This window comes from Mycobacterium sp., from assembly GCF_046091765.1.
GTDB lineage: Bacteria > Actinomycetota > Actinomycetes > Mycobacteriales > Mycobacteriaceae > Mycobacterium.
On record NZ_JBJTCF010000105.1, the window covers coordinates 1 to 16,801 of the forward strand.

The 16,801-nt window shown below is 69.7% G+C and carries 15 protein-coding genes and 1 pseudogene; 14 read left to right on the forward strand and 2 right to left on the reverse strand.

Annotated features, from left to right (window positions below; all coding sequences use genetic code 11):
• The 12 genes and pseudogenes from ACKOB8_RS11290 to eccA all read left to right on the forward strand — a co-directional run.
• A partial coding sequence (locus ACKOB8_RS11290) for a gamma-glutamyltransferase (RefSeq protein WP_526377305.1) occupies positions 1–634 on the forward strand: 634 nt, incomplete at its 5' end.
• A 37-nt stretch (positions 635–671) separates the two neighbouring features.
• Positions 672–1,325 (forward strand): O-methyltransferase, encoded by a 654-nt coding sequence (locus ACKOB8_RS11295; RefSeq protein WP_526377306.1) that lies wholly within the window; start codon positions 672–674, stop codon positions 1,323–1,325.
• Between the two features lie 78 nt (positions 1,326–1,403).
• Positions 1,404–1,703, forward strand: coding sequence for a PE domain-containing protein (locus ACKOB8_RS11300; protein WP_526377307.1), 300 nt, complete (start codon positions 1,404–1,406; stop codon positions 1,701–1,703).
• Between the two features lie 4 nt (positions 1,704–1,707).
• A complete protein-coding gene (locus ACKOB8_RS11305) occupies positions 1,708–2,877 on the forward strand; it encodes a PPE domain-containing protein (RefSeq protein ID WP_526377308.1) in 1,170 nt (389 codons plus the stop codon).
• 82 nt (positions 2,878–2,959) lie between these two features.
• Entirely contained in the window at positions 2,960–3,265 is a 306-nt protein-coding gene (locus ACKOB8_RS11310) for a WXG100 family type VII secretion target (protein WP_526377309.1), read from the forward strand.
• 27 nt (positions 3,266–3,292) lie between these two features.
• Positions 3,293–3,577: a WXG100 family type VII secretion target gene (locus ACKOB8_RS11315; protein WP_526377310.1), complete on the forward strand. Its 285-nt coding sequence runs from the start codon at positions 3,293–3,295 to the stop codon at positions 3,575–3,577.
• Positions 3,578–3,634: 57 nt separating this feature from the next.
• Complete coding sequence (locus ACKOB8_RS11320; RefSeq protein WP_526377311.1) at positions 3,635–4,465, forward strand: ESX secretion-associated protein EspG; 831 nt, start codon at positions 3,635–3,637, stop codon at positions 4,463–4,465.
• A 57-nt stretch (positions 4,466–4,522) separates the two neighbouring features.
• A pseudogene (locus ACKOB8_RS11325) lies at positions 4,523–5,476 on the forward strand (MinD/ParA family ATP-binding protein); the annotation flags it as partial.
• Positions 5,473–6,978: a type VII secretion integral membrane protein EccD gene (gene eccD / locus ACKOB8_RS11330; protein ID WP_526377312.1), complete on the forward strand. Its 1,506-nt coding sequence runs from the start codon at positions 5,473–5,475 to the stop codon at positions 6,976–6,978. The pseudogene ACKOB8_RS11325 and the gene eccD, both read left to right, overlap by 4 nt.
• Positions 6,975–8,441 (forward strand): type VII secretion-associated serine protease mycosin, encoded by a 1,467-nt coding sequence (gene mycP, locus ACKOB8_RS11335; RefSeq protein ID WP_526377313.1) that lies wholly within the window; start codon positions 6,975–6,977, stop codon positions 8,439–8,441. Before eccD ends, mycP begins: the two co-directional genes overlap by 4 nt.
• Entirely contained in the window at positions 8,438–9,943 is a 1,506-nt protein-coding gene (eccE, locus tag ACKOB8_RS11340) for a type VII secretion protein EccE (RefSeq protein WP_526377314.1), read from the forward strand. The genes mycP and eccE overlap by 4 nt, the downstream gene beginning before the upstream one ends.
• The gene (eccA, locus tag ACKOB8_RS11345) at positions 9,940–11,775 is read left to right on the forward strand and encodes a type VII secretion AAA-ATPase EccA (protein WP_526377315.1); all 1,836 of its coding nucleotides are present in this window, start codon (positions 9,940–9,942) and stop codon (positions 11,773–11,775) included. The genes eccE and eccA overlap by 4 nt, the downstream gene beginning before the upstream one ends.
• Here eccA and ACKOB8_RS11350 read toward each other — a convergent pair.
• The gene (locus tag ACKOB8_RS11350; protein WP_526377316.1) at positions 11,738–13,990 is read right to left on the reverse strand and encodes a molybdopterin-dependent oxidoreductase; all 2,253 of its coding nucleotides are present in this window, start codon (positions 13,988–13,990) and stop codon (positions 11,738–11,740) included. The genes eccA and ACKOB8_RS11350 overlap by 38 nt on opposite strands.
• A 44-nt stretch (positions 13,991–14,034) precedes the next feature.
• A complete protein-coding gene (gene ilvD / locus ACKOB8_RS11355; RefSeq protein ID WP_526377317.1) occupies positions 14,035–15,732 on the reverse strand; it encodes a dihydroxy-acid dehydratase in 1,698 nt (565 codons plus the stop codon).
• Positions 15,733–15,808: 76 nt separating this feature from the next.
• Here ilvD and ACKOB8_RS11360 point away from each other — a divergent pair, with 76 nt between their 5' ends.
• Together ACKOB8_RS11360 and ricR are read left to right on the forward strand one after the other, a co-directional pair.
• Complete coding sequence (locus tag ACKOB8_RS11360) at positions 15,809–16,459, forward strand: DUF305 domain-containing protein (RefSeq protein WP_526377318.1); 651 nt, start codon at positions 15,809–15,811, stop codon at positions 16,457–16,459.
• The gene (gene ricR / locus ACKOB8_RS11365) at positions 16,460–16,750 is read left to right on the forward strand and encodes a copper-sensing transcriptional repressor RicR (protein WP_526377319.1); all 291 of its coding nucleotides are present in this window, start codon (positions 16,460–16,462) and stop codon (positions 16,748–16,750) included.
• The last annotated feature ends 51 nt before the right edge of the window (positions 16,751–16,801 follow it).

The window sequence follows — 16,801 nt, forward strand, 5'->3', positions numbered from 1 at the left end:
GGTGGCGCCGAGGCCCCGGCAAGTGGAAAACGGCACCTCCCACATCAGCGTGGTGGACACCCGGGGCAACGCGGCCTCCTTCACCACCAGCACCGAGGCCGAGTTCGGCGCGTACCACATGGTCGACGGGTTCCTGCTCAACAACGAGCTCACCGACTTCGCCGCCGACCCCAGCCCCGACGGCGTCCCGGTCGCCAACCGGCTGCAGCCCGGCAAGCGCCCGCGCAGCTCGATGGCGCCCACCCTGATCTTCGACGAGAAGCCCGACGGCACCCGCGGCCCGCTGTACGCGGTGGTGGGCTCCCCGGGAGGGGGCACCATCATCCAGTACGTCGCCAAGACGATCGTCGGTCTTGTGGACTGGGGCCTGGATCCCCAGCAGGCGGTGTCGATGGTGGACTTCGGTGCCGCCAACACCGCCAAGACCAACGTCGGCGGCGAGCACCCGGTGATCGACACCACCGACGACGGCGCCAACGACCCACTGGTGCGGGGTCTGCGCGAACTGGGCCACGAGGTCAACCTGGCCGATCAGTCCAGCGGGCTCTCGGCACTGGTGCGCCAGTCCCCGCAGGGCTGGCTGGGCGGTGCCGACCCGCGCCGGGAGGGCGAGGTCATGGGGGACAGGCCCTGAGGTGAGCCCGGGTTATCAAGAGCCCGTTCATGATTCGGTGTCCCCGCAGCAGTGGCTGGCCACCGAGGCCGTGCTCGACGAGCTGCTGCTGGGGCAGGACCGCGCACTGGACGCCGCCCTGGCCGACTCGCAGGCCGCCGGGCTGCCGCCGATCGAGGTGTCGGCGCAGACCGGCCGGCTGCTGTATCTGCTGACCCGCATCGCCGGGGCGCGCCGGGTGCTTGAGATCGGCACGCTGGGCGGCTACAGCACCATCTGCCTGGCCCGCGGGGTGGGTCCCGACGGCGCGGTGGTCAGCCTGGAGCGCAACCCCCGCAACGCCGAGATCGCCGCCGCCAACCTGCGCCGCGCCGGCGTGCACGACCGGGTGCAGATCATGCTGGGCGCCGCACTGGACTGCCTGCCGCGGCTGACCGGTGACTTCGATCTGATCTTCATCGACGCCGACAAGGAGAACAACAGCGCCTACCTGGGCTGGGCGGTCGAGCTGAGCCGGCCCGGCAGCGTCATCGTCGTCGACAACGCGGTGCGCGCCGGGCGCATCGTCGACCCCGCACCCGGGGACGCCCAGGCCCGCGGGGTGCGCGACATGCTCGCGATGATGGGCGCCCACCCGCGCCTGGAGGCCGCCGCCCTGCAGACCCTCGGCGCCAAGGGCTGGGACGGGCTGGCGGTCGCGCGGGTGAAATAGGGTGACTCGACAACGCGCAGAAGTCCTCCCTACGATGCCGCGAGCCATTCACGAGCCATGTCCTGGGAGGGAGAACCCATGTTGTTCAACGTCAATGCCGCGTCGGTGGCCGCCTCGGCGGGTGCGGAATCGGGGATCAGTGCCGAACTCGCCGCCACGACTGCCGCCGCCGCTCCCGCGCTGACGTCGGTGATGCCGATGGGCATGGATCTCGACTCCGCTGCGTTCGCGGCAGCTCTCAACGCCGCGGGTGCGGCGTACCTGGGAACCGCCGCCGAGCACGCGGCCAACCGCGGGCTGTTCGCCGCCGCGCAGGGCGTCGCCTCGGCGACCTACACCGCCACCGACGTCATCAACAAAGCGACGCTGGCGCTCTAGCAGCATGCCCGACCCCGCCTGGCCGTCGTCGCCGCCGGAGGTCAACTATCTGCGGTTGGCCGGGCCGGGCGTCGCCGGCGTCGCCTCGACGGTCGCCAGCGGAACCGCGTGGCAGACGCTGGCGGTCAGCGGCGAGGTGGCCGCCTCGATCTCGCTGCTCAACACCGCGGCGACGGCCCCGGATTTCCAGGGGGTGGGTGGCCTCAGCTCGTCGGCTGCGGTCACCGGGCTGAACACGGCACTGCACCTGCTGGCCGGGTGGGCGCAGGAGAAACCACCCCTCGCAGCCAGTGCGGCCACCGCCTACCAGACCGCGGTCTCGGCGATGATCCCCGCGGAGATCTCGCTGGCCAACAGGGCCGAGCAAGCCGCTGACGTGGCTCTCAACCCCATGGTCCTGGGCGCGTTGACGCCGGTCATCGTCGCCCTGGACGCCGCGTACTTCGGCGAGCACTGGCCGCACAACGCCGGAATCGGCGCGGCCTACGGGACCACGCTGGCCGGTCTGGCCGCAGCGCTCGCCGTCCCGCCGCCGATCGCACCCCTCGGCGCCTCGCCCGCCGCCCCCGCGACGGCGGCGGGGGCCGTCGCCCAGGCGGCCGGCACCGCCGCCGCCGGAGAGGCGATGAAACAGGCCGGCCAACTCTCCGAGCAGGCCGCACGTCTTCCCGCCGCGGGAGCCGACGCCGTCGGTTCGGCCGGTCAGGCCGTGACGTCGGGCGCCCAGCCGTTGCAGGCGTTCGCCGCCGCCGGAGCGGGAAAGTCGTCGACCGGGATGTTCGGCAGTCACGCGCAGTCCCCCTACCCGGAACAGATCGCACCGGCGATCCTGCCCGGTCTCGGTGTACCGCCGAGCGCCGGTGGCGGCGGCGGCGCGGTGAGTCCGGGGGGTGCACCCACCGCATCGCTACCCGGAAGCGGACTGACCCGCTACACCAAACCGCTCTCCGGTTTCGAGCCCGAGAACTCCGGGCGGCCCGTCGGTGTCCGCGGCGGTCCCCTCAGCGCGGAGTTGCGCGGACCGGGCTGGTCCGGGGTGGGCGTCGGTCCGATGCCGACAGCGGGATCAGTCGCGGCCGGCAGAACCACCGACGAACGGCGGGAAACCGTCGAAACGCGCCTCGCCGTCGACATCGCCGACGCTCCCGGCCAGGTGTGCCACAGGGTGAAGTGACAGGTATCCGCGGGCTACCGATACTTGTCCGCGCGTCCCCCACCCGGGGCCGAGTCATCACCGATCACCAGCAAGGAGACCCATGCCTCTCGTCGTCACCCCGGAGGTGCTGCGCAGCACCCGGCAGGCCATCGAGTCTGCACTCGACCACGCAACCGCGATCGCCAACGGCTATTTGAGCAGTCATGAGGGACTGGGCTCGGCAGTGTGGGGCGGCCAGGCGCAACTCGCATCGGTGAACACCGCCGCTCACATCAACCAGGACCTGCAGCAGGCCATCATCGGCGGCACCCGGCTCGCGCACGGTCTGAGCCAGGCCGCCTCGATGATGGAGCAGCACGAAGCCGACTCCGCACACAGCCTCACGAGCTTCGCTCCGAACGCCTGAATCAACGATCTGACAAGGAGATTGAGCATGGACAGCATCACTTACAACCACGGTGGCGTCGCGGACTTCGCTTCCGACGTCGGGGCCCGCTCCGCGCAGCTGATGGAGATCCACGACGACATCGCCCAGCGCACCAACGCGATCGCGGACTTCTTCCAGGGCACCGCCGCCACGTCGTTCCATGACGCGCAGATGCAGATGCTCAGCGGTCTGCAGGGACTCATCGAGACGATGAACCAGCACGGACGGACGATCAGCAGCGTCAATGAGAGTGCGCATCAGACCGACGTGATGATGGGCAACCTCTTCTGAGGTCCGTCGGCCGGTGGGGTGCGGGGATGCGCGCCACCGGCCGGATGGGGGGAATTCATGCTGACGACGACTCTTGACGGTCTCTGGGTGCTCCAGGTGCTTTCCGGCATTGAGGTACTCGCTCCGGAACTCGGCCTGCGGCCGCACCTGCCCAGCACCGAGACCAGACGCGCCGCGCTGGAAAACCCGGTCGCAGCCGAGCTGCACGCGGCCGGCGCCATCACCGACGGCCTCGAGGTGGACGAACCGATCCTGGAGTGGCTGACCGTTCTCGCCCGGCGGGACGTGGCGCTGCTGCTGTATGCGCAGTCACCCGCCCACGCCGAGGCGGAGCGGATCCTGTTAGCCCGATTCGATCGGTGGTGGGTAGCGCTTGAGCGTTGCGGCGCCATGGTCAGATTCGGTGCAGCCGGGACCGCGACGAGCGAGAAATCAGCTGCACAGGTCATCGAGGATCAGATCGACCGGCTCTGCGGCACGCGTCGCCCGGCGGCGATCCGCCCCGTGATCCTGCAGGCGCAAAGTCTGCTGACGACAGCCCGCAGCGGCCGCAGCCTGCGGGCATTCCTGTTCGCCCATGACCTTGATGCCGACCAGGTGGACGCCGTGAGCGCGGCTGCGGATCCCCGGCTCTGCTCCCAAGTCTCCATCGTCGCAATGCAGTCCGGCACCAGCGCAACAGCTCGGCGTTCGTATGTCGATCCGGCGGCGGTGACGATTCACGACACCCCCCGGGGAAGGTTGCTCTCCGAACAGGTCAGCCGGGACGGAACCGCCTGGCTGATCATCGGCCCCGGTTCAACGGCCAGCATCGGCTCGGCCGTCAACAACATGATGCGCCGCCTACCGGCGCGCGAAGACTGGCACTCGCACAGGAAGGCTGTCTGAATGGATTACCGCAACGATCTTCAGGGTGCCACTCTCGATGAGATCGACAGACCACCACATTGGCCCGCCGAATCAGTGTCAAGCACTCTGCGGATCTCAGACATGGTCACCCAGCGCAGGATTCCCCCAGGGTCCGGCTGGCGTAGATTCGCGCACCGCGCAACATTCACGATGTGGAACCCCGGTGAGTCTCCGGCTGAACGACACTTCCGCGAACTGCAGGAGCGCATCCGCAGACACATTCGCCGGCAGTACGTCATCGCGGTCGTCTCCGGCAAGGGCGGCGTCGGCAAAACCACCATGACCGCATCGATCGGCGGCGTTTTCCGGGAGGTGCGTCCCGACAATGTCGTCGCGATCGACGCCGCTCCCGGATTCGGCACCCTGGCCGGCCGCATCGACGAGTCGCCACCGGGTGACTACTACGCGGTTCTCGCCGACACGGATGTGCAGGGTTACGCCGATATCCGCGAGCACCTGGGTCAGAACCGAATCGGTCTCGATGTCCTGGCCGGGAACCGGACCTCAGATCAGCCCCGTCCGCTGGAGCCGGACATGTTCAGCGGTGTGGTGTCACGCCTGAGACGCAGCCACACGATCATTCTCGTCGATACCTCTGATGATCTCGAACATCCGGTGATGGCTGCAGTCCTGGATGCATGCGACTCACTTGTCCTGGTCTCCGGCCTGACCGCGGACACCTCGCTGCCGGTCACCCGCTCCATCGACCTGCTTCGCTCGATGGGGCACCACGATCTGGTCGCACGCAGCACGGTCATCCTCAACGACAGCCGAGACCACTACGACGAGGAAGCGAAGGCCTACCTGACCGAACGTTTCGGAGGGTCCGGCGTCGGTGTCGAATTCATGCCCTACGATCCGCACCTGGCCGAAGGCGGAATCATCGACACCACCCATGAGCTGGGGAAGAAGACACGGCTCAGACTGTTTGAGATCGCCGCCGGTCTGGCAGACAGGTACGTCCCGGACGCCGATAGGCCACGCCGGTGACAAAGGTCGCTTTCCCCGCCCGGTGCGCCGTGGCGGTCGTCCACGATGAACACCTGGTCTCCCAGGTCTATCCCGCCTCGGTACCGATCGAAGTCTTTCTCGACAACGCCGTCGAACTGCTCGACGAGGATCTCAAGCGGCGCGGTGCCGACGGACTGGACCCCTCGGTCGCCTATCGCCTGCACCGCGTGAACGGTACGTGCCTCGACGTCACCAGAACGCTGGACGAGCTCGGAGTCGAGGACGGTGCCACGCTGGTGCTGCACCCCGCTGAGAGCGGTGAGTCCTTCGAACCGCAGTACGAATCGCTCTCTACCGGGCTGGCCCGCGCGGGCGAGGACCTCTTCACGCCCGTGACAGCGGCGACGGCCGTGCGCGCCGCGACAGCTGTCCTGGTGATGAACGTGCTGGCACTGCTGACGACGGCCTGTGTGGCGCGCTTCCGGCAGGACACCTGGACGCCCGCCGCTGCGACCGCCGTCGCCGGGTTCCTCCTGGCCGCGATCGCGCTGCGCTCTCAGCGCCGCTGTGACGAGGATCCCGATGGTTTGGTGGCCGGTCTGGCCTGGTCGGCCGCGGCGCTGCTGTCCTTTGCGGTGGCCGCGGCCGCGCCGGGAAGGCTCGGCGGCGCCCATGTCTTCGCCGGCGCAGTCGCGCTGACGGCGGCGGTGTGCGTCGCGGTCTGGCTCACCGGCAAGCTGGTGACGATGGCGGCGACGGTGGTGACCATCTGCGCGATCGGCGCCCTCGTCGCCGCGGCGCGGATGTGGCACCCGGTACCGGCGCAATGGCTGGGGATGTGTCTATTGACCGCGCTTCTGGTGGCACTCACACTTGCGCCCAACATCGCCCTGCGAGCAGCAGGTATCCGGCCACCGCACTTCGGGTCGATCACCGGCCGGGATCTCTTCCGGCGCGGGGAGGATATGGCCACCGATACGGTTGCGCCCCTCCGAGACGCGGGTGACGGCGTGGGCGAGGACGGGGGCGAGGGCGATTCGGGGTTGGACACCACCCCGCGCGGCGCACTGATCGCCGCTACCGCTCGGCGTGCCAATTGCGTCCTCACCGGTATGTGCGCCGCCGTGGCCGCGATTCTGCCGATCGCCGCCTGGATGACCCTGATGCCCGGACAGCCGCGCGGTAACTGGGCTGCTGTGCTGGTCCTCCTGTTCGTGGTGATCTTCATCAGTCGCGGTAGGGCGTTCGCGGACAGCAAGCAGGCGGTGGCCGTGGTACTCGGCGGCTGCGCCGCATTCTGTGTCGGCGTCGCGCGCTACGTCCTGGCCGGCGCGCAGGATGAATGGGCCCCGCTGTGGGGAGCGCTGACCCTGGCAGCGTTCGCGGCAGTGGGGATGGCCGCCGCGCTGGTCGTTCCGGGAAGCCGATTCACCCCGCTGGTGCGGATGGCGACCGAATGGGTCGAGCTGGTCGCCATTGTCGCCGCCCTGCCGCTCGCAGCCTGGATCGGCGGGCTTTTCACCTGGGTGCGGATGCGATGACACAGCACCTTTCGCAGCGCCTCGTGGCGGCAGTCCTGGTCGTCCTGACTGTCCTCTCCGCAGCCAATACCCCTGCTGCGCTGGCGATCGCGCCGCCTACGGTCGACCCGGCGCTGGTTCCGCCCGACACAACCCCCGGGCCTGAACAGGCGATGCGACAGAGCAACTCGTGCGCGCGGACCGTCGCGGTGCCGCAACCAGACGTTGTGAAACCTGCGGCCGGGCTCAGCATGCTCAACATCACCAGGGCATGGCAGTACTCCACCGGCAACGGCGTGCCGGTCGCCATCATCGACACCGGAGTAAGCCCCCACCCGAGACTTCCGGTCATCGCGGGCGGTGACTACGTCAACGGTGGTGACGGCCTGACCGATTGCGACGCCCACGGCACCCTGATCGCCTCGGTCATCGCGGCCGCGCCGCAGGGCGGCGCAATGCCCAGGCCCATGCCGCCGGACCCCGCCTTCCCCCAGCAGGCCGTGCGTCCGACGCAGCCCACGCCGCCGGCAGGTCCACCGGACGGCGTGGTCGGCGTGGCTCCCCACGCCACGGTGATCTCGATCCGCCAATCCTCGCGCGCCTACGAGCCCGTCGTCCCGTGGTCGGCCGACGGTGAGGCGCGGGCGAAGGCGGGCACGGTCGCGACCCTGGCCAAGGCGATCGTGCATGCGGCGAACCTGGGCGCCAAGGTCATCAATATCAGTGTCGCGTCGTGCGTGTCGGCGGCCGACCCCATCGATCAGCGGTCGGTCGGTGCAGCGGTCTGGTACGCGGCGACCGTGAAGGATGCCGTCATCGTCGCGGCCGCGGGAAATGAAGGGGAGTCCGGGTGCACACAGAACTCGGAATTCGATCCACTGGTTGTCGGTGATCCGCGGGACTGGCGCGACGTGAAGACCATCTCCTCGCCGTCGTGGTTCTCCGACTATGTGTTGTCCGTCGGAGCGGTCGACGCAACAGGTGCCCCGCTGAGTCGCAGCCTGGCCGGGCCGTGGGTGGGTGCGGCAGCACCGGGCACAGGAGTCATCGGGCTCTCCTCCCAGGACGGCCGGGCGGTCAACGCCTACCCGCCGCTACGGCCGGGAGAGCCGCACGTCCCGTTTGCCGGAACCAGTTTCGCCGCCGCCTACGTCAGCGGCCTGGCCGCACTGGTCCGCGCGAAGTTCCCCGGACTGACCGCACGACAGGTCATCAACCGTATTCTCGCGACCGCGCACAACCCGCCGCGCGGCGTCGACAATCAGGTCGGTCACGGGGTTGTCGACCCGGTGGCGGCGCTGACCTTCGACGTTGCCCCCGGCGGCAGCTCCGCTCCCGGCGCCCAGACCCGGGTTCTCGCGCCGCCCGGGCCGCCGCCGCGTCCGGATCGGCGCGCTCACGTCGTCGCGCTGATCTTCACCGGCCTGGTCGGCGTCGGCGTCGTCGCGGCCGCGCTGCGCGCCCGGTCCCGGAGAACACCGTGACCCAGCCGCGACACCTCGCGCAGATCGCCGGGGTAGGAACGACCGGGCTGATCGGGTGGGCCGTGGGTGGCTACGCCGGCGCCGGTGGCGGATTGGCGCTGGCGGTGCTGCTCCTCGTCCTTCCGTATCGGACTCTGACGGTGTGGTCGTGGGGCGTGCTGTGGTGTCGCCGGAAACGCAACGTGGCACTGACACCGCCCGAGACGGTCGTCAACGACCGATCCGGGGGTGGCGTTCGCTACCAGGACGGTGTTGTGATCGCCGCCGTGCAACTCCTGGGGAAAGCTCACCAGCCGACCCTTCTCGACGGTCCGGTCGTGACGCGAACCGCCAACGTGCTGCCCCTCGACGATCTGCTGCCGCTGATGCGCCAGAGCATGGGTCTGCGAGTCGAGTCCCTGAGCGTGGTCTGCGCCGGCGCGCGGCACCACGGTAGCGGCGACTACCCCAGGGTCTATGACGCCATGATCGGTACGCCCCACTACGCGGGGCAGCGAGAAACATGGCTGATCGCGCGGATCGCCTGCCTGCGAAACGGGAAGGCACTCGAACACCGCATCACCGCCGGCACCGCCGCGTTGGCTACCGCGCAGCGCATCGCCGCCGCCCTGCGGTCCAGCGGAATCCGAGCAAGGGTCGCAACCGCCACCGACATCATCGAGCTGGAAAAGCGACTGGGAGTCACTGGCCTCGAGCCGCGAAACCGCCGCTGGCACAGCGTTCGCACCGACTCAGGTTTCCTGACCACCTACGCTCATCGGCCCAGCGACATCAACTCCGAGACGTTGGCCGGGGTGTGGTCGCTCCGGGGCGAGGGGATCATCCAGAACGTCACCGTTTTCGCCGATGGCAGCGTCTGCGCGACGGTCAGTGTCCGAAGCACCCAGCCACCGGCCGCAAGTCCGAGCGTGCGACTGCAGACCCTGCCGGGACGTCAGGCTCAGGCGCTGGCCGCACACCTCTGCGGTCCCCGTCGGCCGGTCGCGGGTGTCCGGGTGTGTCCGCTGCCGCCAAACGTTCTCATCGGGATCGGTCCCTCCGGGGTGCTGCTGGGCAAGGTCCCTGACGGCGGACGATTGGCACTTCCCCTCGGTGATCCCGCCGCGAGCAGTCACGTCTGCGTGGCGGCCGATGACGCCATCGCCAAGCGGGTCGTCATCAGAGCAGCCGGTACAGGGGAGCGGATCACCATCCACACCACCGACCTGAATCGCTGGAGCAGTGTGCGGATGCCGAACATCTCGGTGGTCGACCGTTCCCGCCCGGATCCAGGTACCACCATCAGCGTCATCGACGGAACCGTCGTGCCCGCGCCGCGGCCGAACACCGTGATTTCGGTGGGCGAACCGACAGCGACGGGATCCGATGCAGCAGATGTCGTCATCACCCAGGCGGGGCACTCCGATCTGCAGGTGTCCGCCGGCGGCGCGGTCTACGACGTCGAAGTGGAGCTGTTCCGGGCCGAGAATCGCTACGCGCTCAGCGCTTCCCCCGCACGGTGACCAGTACTACGGCCACAGCACGCCGAAGCTTCGATCAGGCCATCAGGCTGGTCGTCACCGATCCAAACTCGGCCCGTGAGCTGTTCGCCGCGGCCACCGACGCCGATCCGGCGATGGCCGACGCCTGGCTGGGCCGTATCGCGTGCGGCGACGACGCGTTGCCCACCTTGGAGCGGCTGCACGGTTGCGCGACCCGTCTGCACCGCGAATCCAATCGACTGGGTATCACGTTCGCCGCACCGGTGAAGGCCGGACCGCATCTGTCGATCAGCGTGACCAACCCCTCGCACGTCGGGATCGCTTTCGCGAGTGCACTGATCGACAGCGAGCACTTCGAGCGCGCGGCTGCGGTGCTGGACGACACCGGCCTGATCGACGGCCCCGAAGATCACCAGTGGCGGCAGTACGTCCGGGCGTATCTGATGTTCGCCACGCAGCGATGGCCCGATGTCCTCACCGAAGCGACGCAACCGCTCCCCGCCGAAGCGATCACCATGTCCGCGGTCTGCGCGGGTATCGCCGCACTCGCCGGTCACGCGGCGACGCACCTGGGTCAGGGCCGGGTGGCTTTGGAGTGGGCCGATCGTCCGATGTCGGAATCCCAGGTCGTCGACCCGCTGGAATTCCCGCTGCTGGCAGCGGATCTCGCCTATCTGCGCGGGATGGCGTATCGGCAGCTCGGCGAGGATGAGAGATCACAGATCTGGCTGTCCAAGGCCACGGTGAACGGTGTCCTCATCACCCCGGCCAAGCAGGCCCTGGCCGATCCGGGAGTGCAACTCGTCGTCACCGACGAGGAATCGATCAGCAGCCGGACCGACAAGTGGGATGTCGGCACCGAGCAGTCGAGCGAGCAGCGAGCCGAGAGCCGGAACCGCGAGCGTCGGGCGGAACTTCTGGCCGAGGGCCACGCCCTGCTCGCCGACCAGGTCGGCCTCGCCGAGGTCAAGCATGCGGTGGCGGAGCTGGAGGACCAGATCGAGGTGCGGGCGCTGCGGAGGGCTCATGGTCTGCCGGTCACCAACCAGACCAACCACATGCTGCTGGTCGGGCCACCCGGTACCGGCAAGACAACCACCGCCGAGGCCCTCGGGAAGATCTACGCCGGACTGGGAGTCGTCCGCCATCCGGAGATCATCGAAGTCAGGCGTGCCGACTTCTGCGGTGAGCACATCGGTTCGTCGGGTCCCAAGACCAACGAGCTGATCAGGCGCTCACTGGGGCGGGTGCTGTTCATGGACGAGTTCTATTCGCTGGTCGAACGCCACCACGATGGACGCCCGGACATGATCGGGATGGAGGCGGTCAATCAGCTCCTGGTCGCGCTGGAGGTGCATCGCTTCGACTTCTGCTTCATCGGTGCGGGCTACGAGTGCGAGGTGGATGAATTCCTCACCGTCAATCCCGGACTGGCCAGCCGGTTCAACCGCAAACTGCGTTTCACCTCCTATCGACCTGAGGATCTGGTGGAGATCGCGGTCCGGTACGGCCAACCGCGCGCGACGGCCATCGACGACGAAGCGCGGGCGGTACTCGGTTCGGCGTGCCGTGCGTTGGCCGCGCACCGGGCGGCGGACGGCACCCACGGTATCGACCTGATGCACAACGGCCGCTTCGCCCGCAACGTCGTCGAACGTGCCGAGCGGCTTCGGGACTCGCGGGTGGCCGCCCAGCATCGCACCGACCCCGATTCGGTCACCGTCACCGACCTGTCGACGGTGCGCTCGGCTGACATGGCCGCGGCGGTGACGAACGCCTGCGCCGAGAAGCACGTGGCGATCGACTCAGGCGCCCTCACCCCGCAGCCGCAACCTCCACCGGCACCCCGTTGAGCACCGCGGTGCCCGACAGCGGGTCCAGCAGCGAGCTGTCCAGCAGGCTGTTGACGTTGACGCCGGGGTGCTCGGCGGCCACCGCCATCCGGGTGTCGGGGGCGCTGTGCCCCCAGCCGTGCGGCAGCGAGACCACCCCGGGGCGGATGGCGTCGGTGATCTCCACCGGAACCTCCAGCTTGCCGGCCGGGCCGGTCACCACGGCGGTGTCGCCGGTGTCGCCCAGGCCCAGCCGGGCGGCGTCGTCGGGGTGGATCTGCAGCGTGCAGCGGTTTGTCCCGCCGGCCAGCGCGGGCAGGTTGTGCATCCAGGAGTTGTTCGAGCGCAGGTGGCGCCGCCCGATCAGCAGGAACGGCGCGACGTCCGCACCACCGATCGCGCCCAGGGCGGCGTGCAGCCGGGGCAGGTCGTCGAGGATCGGAGTGGGCGCCAGCTCCACGCTGCCCGAGGGGGTGCGCAGCACCTCCGGGATGCGCGGGGTCAGCGGGCCCAGGTCGATCCCGTGCGGGTTGTCCTTGAGCTTCTGCAGCGTCAGGCCCTCGGGGTTTTTCCCGAAGCCGTCGCCGAACGGGCCCAGCCGCAGCATCATGTCCAGCCGCCGCTCATAACCCGGGCCGTCGGGCAGCAACGCGGTCAGCTCCGCGACGTCGCGCCCGGACACCGGGGAGTGCTCGTCGGCGACCTCCCGGCCCAGAACGAACGAGATCACCTGGTCGTCAACGACTTTCGGGTCGGCGTCGACGCCCACGCCCAGCAGACCGAGGGCCAGCCGGGACAGGATCTCCGCCTCGTCGGGCCGGCCCTCGGGAAGGTCGAACACCGGCGGGGAGTACCGCGCCGAGGAGCGCACCGCCACGTTGGACAGCGCCACGTCGAAGTGCGGGCTGTAGGTGGGCGGGGGCGGGGGCAGGATCACGTCGGCGTGCCGGGTGGTCTCGTTGAGATAGGGGTCGACCGACACCATGAAGTCCAGCGTGCCCAGGGCGGCGTCGAGCCGTTCGCCGTCGGGTGCCGAGAGCACCGGGTTGCCGGCGATGGTGACCAGCACCCGCAGCTGGCCCTCCCCGGGGGTCTCGATCTCCTCGGGCAGCAGCGCGGCGGGCAACTCCGAGCACACCTCGGGGTGCCCGGACACCCGGCTGCGCCAGCGGCCGACCGAGAAACCCCGGCCGGGTTTGGCCGGGCGCGCCGCCGCGCCGACCGGGGAGCTGGCGAACATCGCCCCGCCGGGGCGGTCGAGGTTTCCGGTGAGCACGTTGATGACGTCGACCAGCCAGCTGGTGACGGTGCCGAAGCGCACCGTGCAGGTGCCGATGCGCCCGTAGACCGCCGTGCTGGGGGCGGCGGCGATCTCGCGGGCGAGTGCCCGGATCTCCTCGGGTTCCAGCCCGCAGTGCGCGGCCACGGCCTCGGGCGGGAACTCCGCGGCCTCGGCGCGCACCCGCTGCACGCCGGTGACGTGGTCGGCCAGCCCACCCAGCTGCGGGTCCACCAGGTCCTCGTCGAAGAGGGTGTGGACCACCGCGAACAGCAGCGCGGCGTCGGTGCCCGGGCGCGGGGCGACGTGGCGGTCGGCCAGTTCGGCGGTGCGGGTGCGCGAGGGGTCGATCACGGTCAGCCGCCCGCCGCGGCGCTGGAGCGCCTTGAGCTTGCCGCCGAAGTCCGCGGCGGTGGCCACGCTGCCGTTGGACACCAGCGGGTTGGCGCCGATGATCACCAGGTGGTCGGTGCGGTCGATATCGGGCACGGTGAACGCGAACGGGTTTCCGTAGAGGTAGCCGCATGCCACCTGCTTGGGCATCTGGTCCAGCGTGCTCGCCGAGTACACCTGCCGGGTGCCCAGCGCGCGGATCAGCTGCGGGGCGTACAGCGCGCCGGCGACGGTGTGCGCGTTGGGATTTCCCAGATAGACCCCGATGCCCGCCTTCTCGTCGGCGGCCCGGCGCAGTCCGGCGACCGCGGCGCCCAGCGCCTCCTGCCAGCTGGTCTCGACAAGTTCGCCGTCGCGGCGCACCAGCGGCGCGCGCAGCCGGTCGGGGTCGTTGTCCAACTCGGCGAAGCTCGCGCCCTTCGGGCAGATGTAGCCGGCGCTGAACACGTCGTCGCGATCACCGCGCGCGGCGGTGATCCGTTTCTCGGGACCGTCCTCGACGGTCAGGACCAACCCGCAGGTGGCTTCGCAGAGGGGGCAGATGCGCAGTGCGGTGCGGCTCACCCGTTCACTCTGCGCCTCCCTGAGGCGGGTGGCAAGGGTGACCCCTAGTCGCAGACCGCCCCGTGCGCGGCCGAGCCGACCAGCCGGCAGTACTTGGCCAGCACGCCGCGGGTGTAGCGCGGCGGCGGCGGGGTGAAGCCGGCCTTGCGGGCCTCGAATTCGGCGGCGTCGACCACCACGTCGAGGGTCTGGTTGGACACGTCGAGGCGGATCCGGTCGCCGTCGCGCACGAAGGCGATCGGCCCGGCGTCGACGGCCTCGGGCGCGATGTGGCCCACGCACAGCCCGGTGGTGCCCCCGGAGAACCGGCCGTCGGTGAGCAGCAGCACGTCCTTGCCCAGGCCCGCGCCCTTGATCGCCCCGGTGATCGCCAGCATCTCGCGCATGCCCGGCCCGCCCTTGGGGCCCTCGTAGCGGATCACCACCGCGTCGCCCTTGGTGATGGTGCCGTCCTCGAGGGCGTCCATGGCCGCCCGCTCGCCGTCGAAAACCCTTGCGGTGCCTTCGATCACGGTCTCGTCGAAGCCCGCCGACTTGACCACCGCCCCGTCGGGCGCCAGCGACCCGCGCAGGATCGTGATGCCCCCGGTGGGGTGGATGGGGTCGGACAGCGCGCGCAGCACCTTGCCGTCCGGGTCGGGGGGATTGATGTGGGCGAGGTTCTCGGCCATGGTCTTGCCGGTCACGGTCAGTACGTCGCCGTGCAGCAGTCCGGCGTCCAGCAGTGCCTTCATCACCACCGGCACCCCGCCGATGCGGTCCACGTCGTTCATCACGTGGCTGCCGAAGGGCTTGACGTTGGCCAGGTGCGGCACTTTGGCGCCGACCCGGTCGAAGTCGGCCAGGGACAACTTCACCCCGGCCTCGTGCGCGATGGCCAGCAGGTGCAGCACCGCGTTGGTGGACCCGCCGAACGCCATCACCACCGCGATGGCGTTCTCGAAGGCCTCCTTGACCAGGATGTCGCGCGCGGTGATGCCCCGGCGCAGCAACTCCACCACCGCGATGCCGCTGCGGCGGGCGTACCCGTCGCGGCGGCGGTCGGTGGCCGGCGGCGCAGCGCTGCCGGGCAGCGAAAGTCCCAGTGCCTCACCGGCACTGGCCATCGTGTTGGCGGTGTACATGCCGCCGCAGGCGCCCTCGCCCGGACAGATCGCACGCTCGATGGCGTCGACGTCCTCGCGGGTGATCAGGCCGCGCGCGCACGCGCCGACCGCCTCGAAGGCGTCGATGATGGTGACCTCGCGCTCGGTGCCGTCGGGCATCTTGGCCCAGCCCGGCAGGATCGAGCCCGCGTAGAGGAACACCGCCGCCAGATCCAGCCGTGCGGCCGCCATCATCATCCCGGGCAGCGACTTGTCGCAGCCGGCCAGCATCACCATGGCGTCCATCCGCTCGGCCTGCATGACCGTCTCGACGCTGTCGGCGATCACCTCACGGGACACCAGCGAGAAGTGCATGCCCTCGTGGCCCATCGCGATGCCGTCGGAGACCGAGATGGTGCCGAACTTCATCGGGAAGCCGCCGGCCTCGAAGACCCCCTCCTTGACCGCGTTGGAGAGCCGGTCCAGGGAGAGGTTGCAGGGGGTGATCTCGTTCCACGACGAGGCCACCCCGATCTGCGGCTTGGCGAAGTCCTCGTCGCCCATGCCGACCGCCCGCAGCATCCCGCGGGCCGCGGCCTTCTCCAGGCCGTCGGTGACGTCGCGGCTGCGGGGCTTGATGTCAGGGGAGTCGCTCACCCGACCAGTATGACCGGCCACGCAGGGCCGACACGACGGCGCTATACCCCTATGGGGTATCTGGTAGCCTAGCGTCATGACCACGAAACCCGTCAGAGTGGCGGCCCTCGCCGTCGCCGCCGCGGCAACACTGCTCACCGTCACCTCGTGCAGCACGGCCACCCAGCAGAGCGCGCCGGCCTCCCCGGCGACCGGTTCCGCCGACGCCGCCGCGCACAACAACGCGGACGTGATGTTCGCGCACATGATGATTCCGCATCACCAGCAGGCGCTGGAACTGGCCGCACTGGTGCCCGACCGCTCCACGAACACCGAGCTGATCGCGCTGGCCTCGACCATCTCCGCCGAGCAGCAGCCGGAGATCGATCAGATGCGCGTGATGCTCGCGCAGTGGAACGCCATGCCCGGGATGCCGGGCAGCCCCGGGATGCCCGGGATGCCCGAGATGCCGGGCCACGGCGGACACGGCGGCATGGGCGGCATGGGCATGCCCGGCATGGTCGACGCCGCCACCATGACCAAGTTGGCGGGCCTGTCCGGCCAGCCGTTCGACGTGCTGTGGCTGCAGTCGATGATCGCCCACCATCAGGGTGCGATCGACATGGCCGAGACCGAGGTTGCCGACGGAACCAACCCCGAGATGGTTACCCTGGCCAAGGGCATCGTGACCGCGCAGCAGGCGGAGGTCGCCCAGATGCAGAAGATGCTCGCCGGACTCGGAGGGTAAATGACGGGCGCGCAAGGCTATTCAGACAACAAGGAGAACTACGCCAAGCGGCTGCGCCGCATCGAGGGTCAGGTCCGGGGCATCTCCAAGATGATCGACGAGGACAAGTACTGCATCGACGTGCTGACCCAGATCAGCGCCGTCACCAGTGCGCTGCAGTCGGTGGCGCTGGGCCTGCTGGAGGAACACCTCAGCCACTGCGTCAGCCACGCCGTCGCCGAGGGCGGCCAGCAGGCCGACCTCAAGCTGGCCGAGGCCTCCGCGGCGATCGCCCGGCTGGTGCGTTCCTGACTCACGGCGCCGGCCTCTCGGCCACGCCGCGATCGGGCCCGTGGACACCAC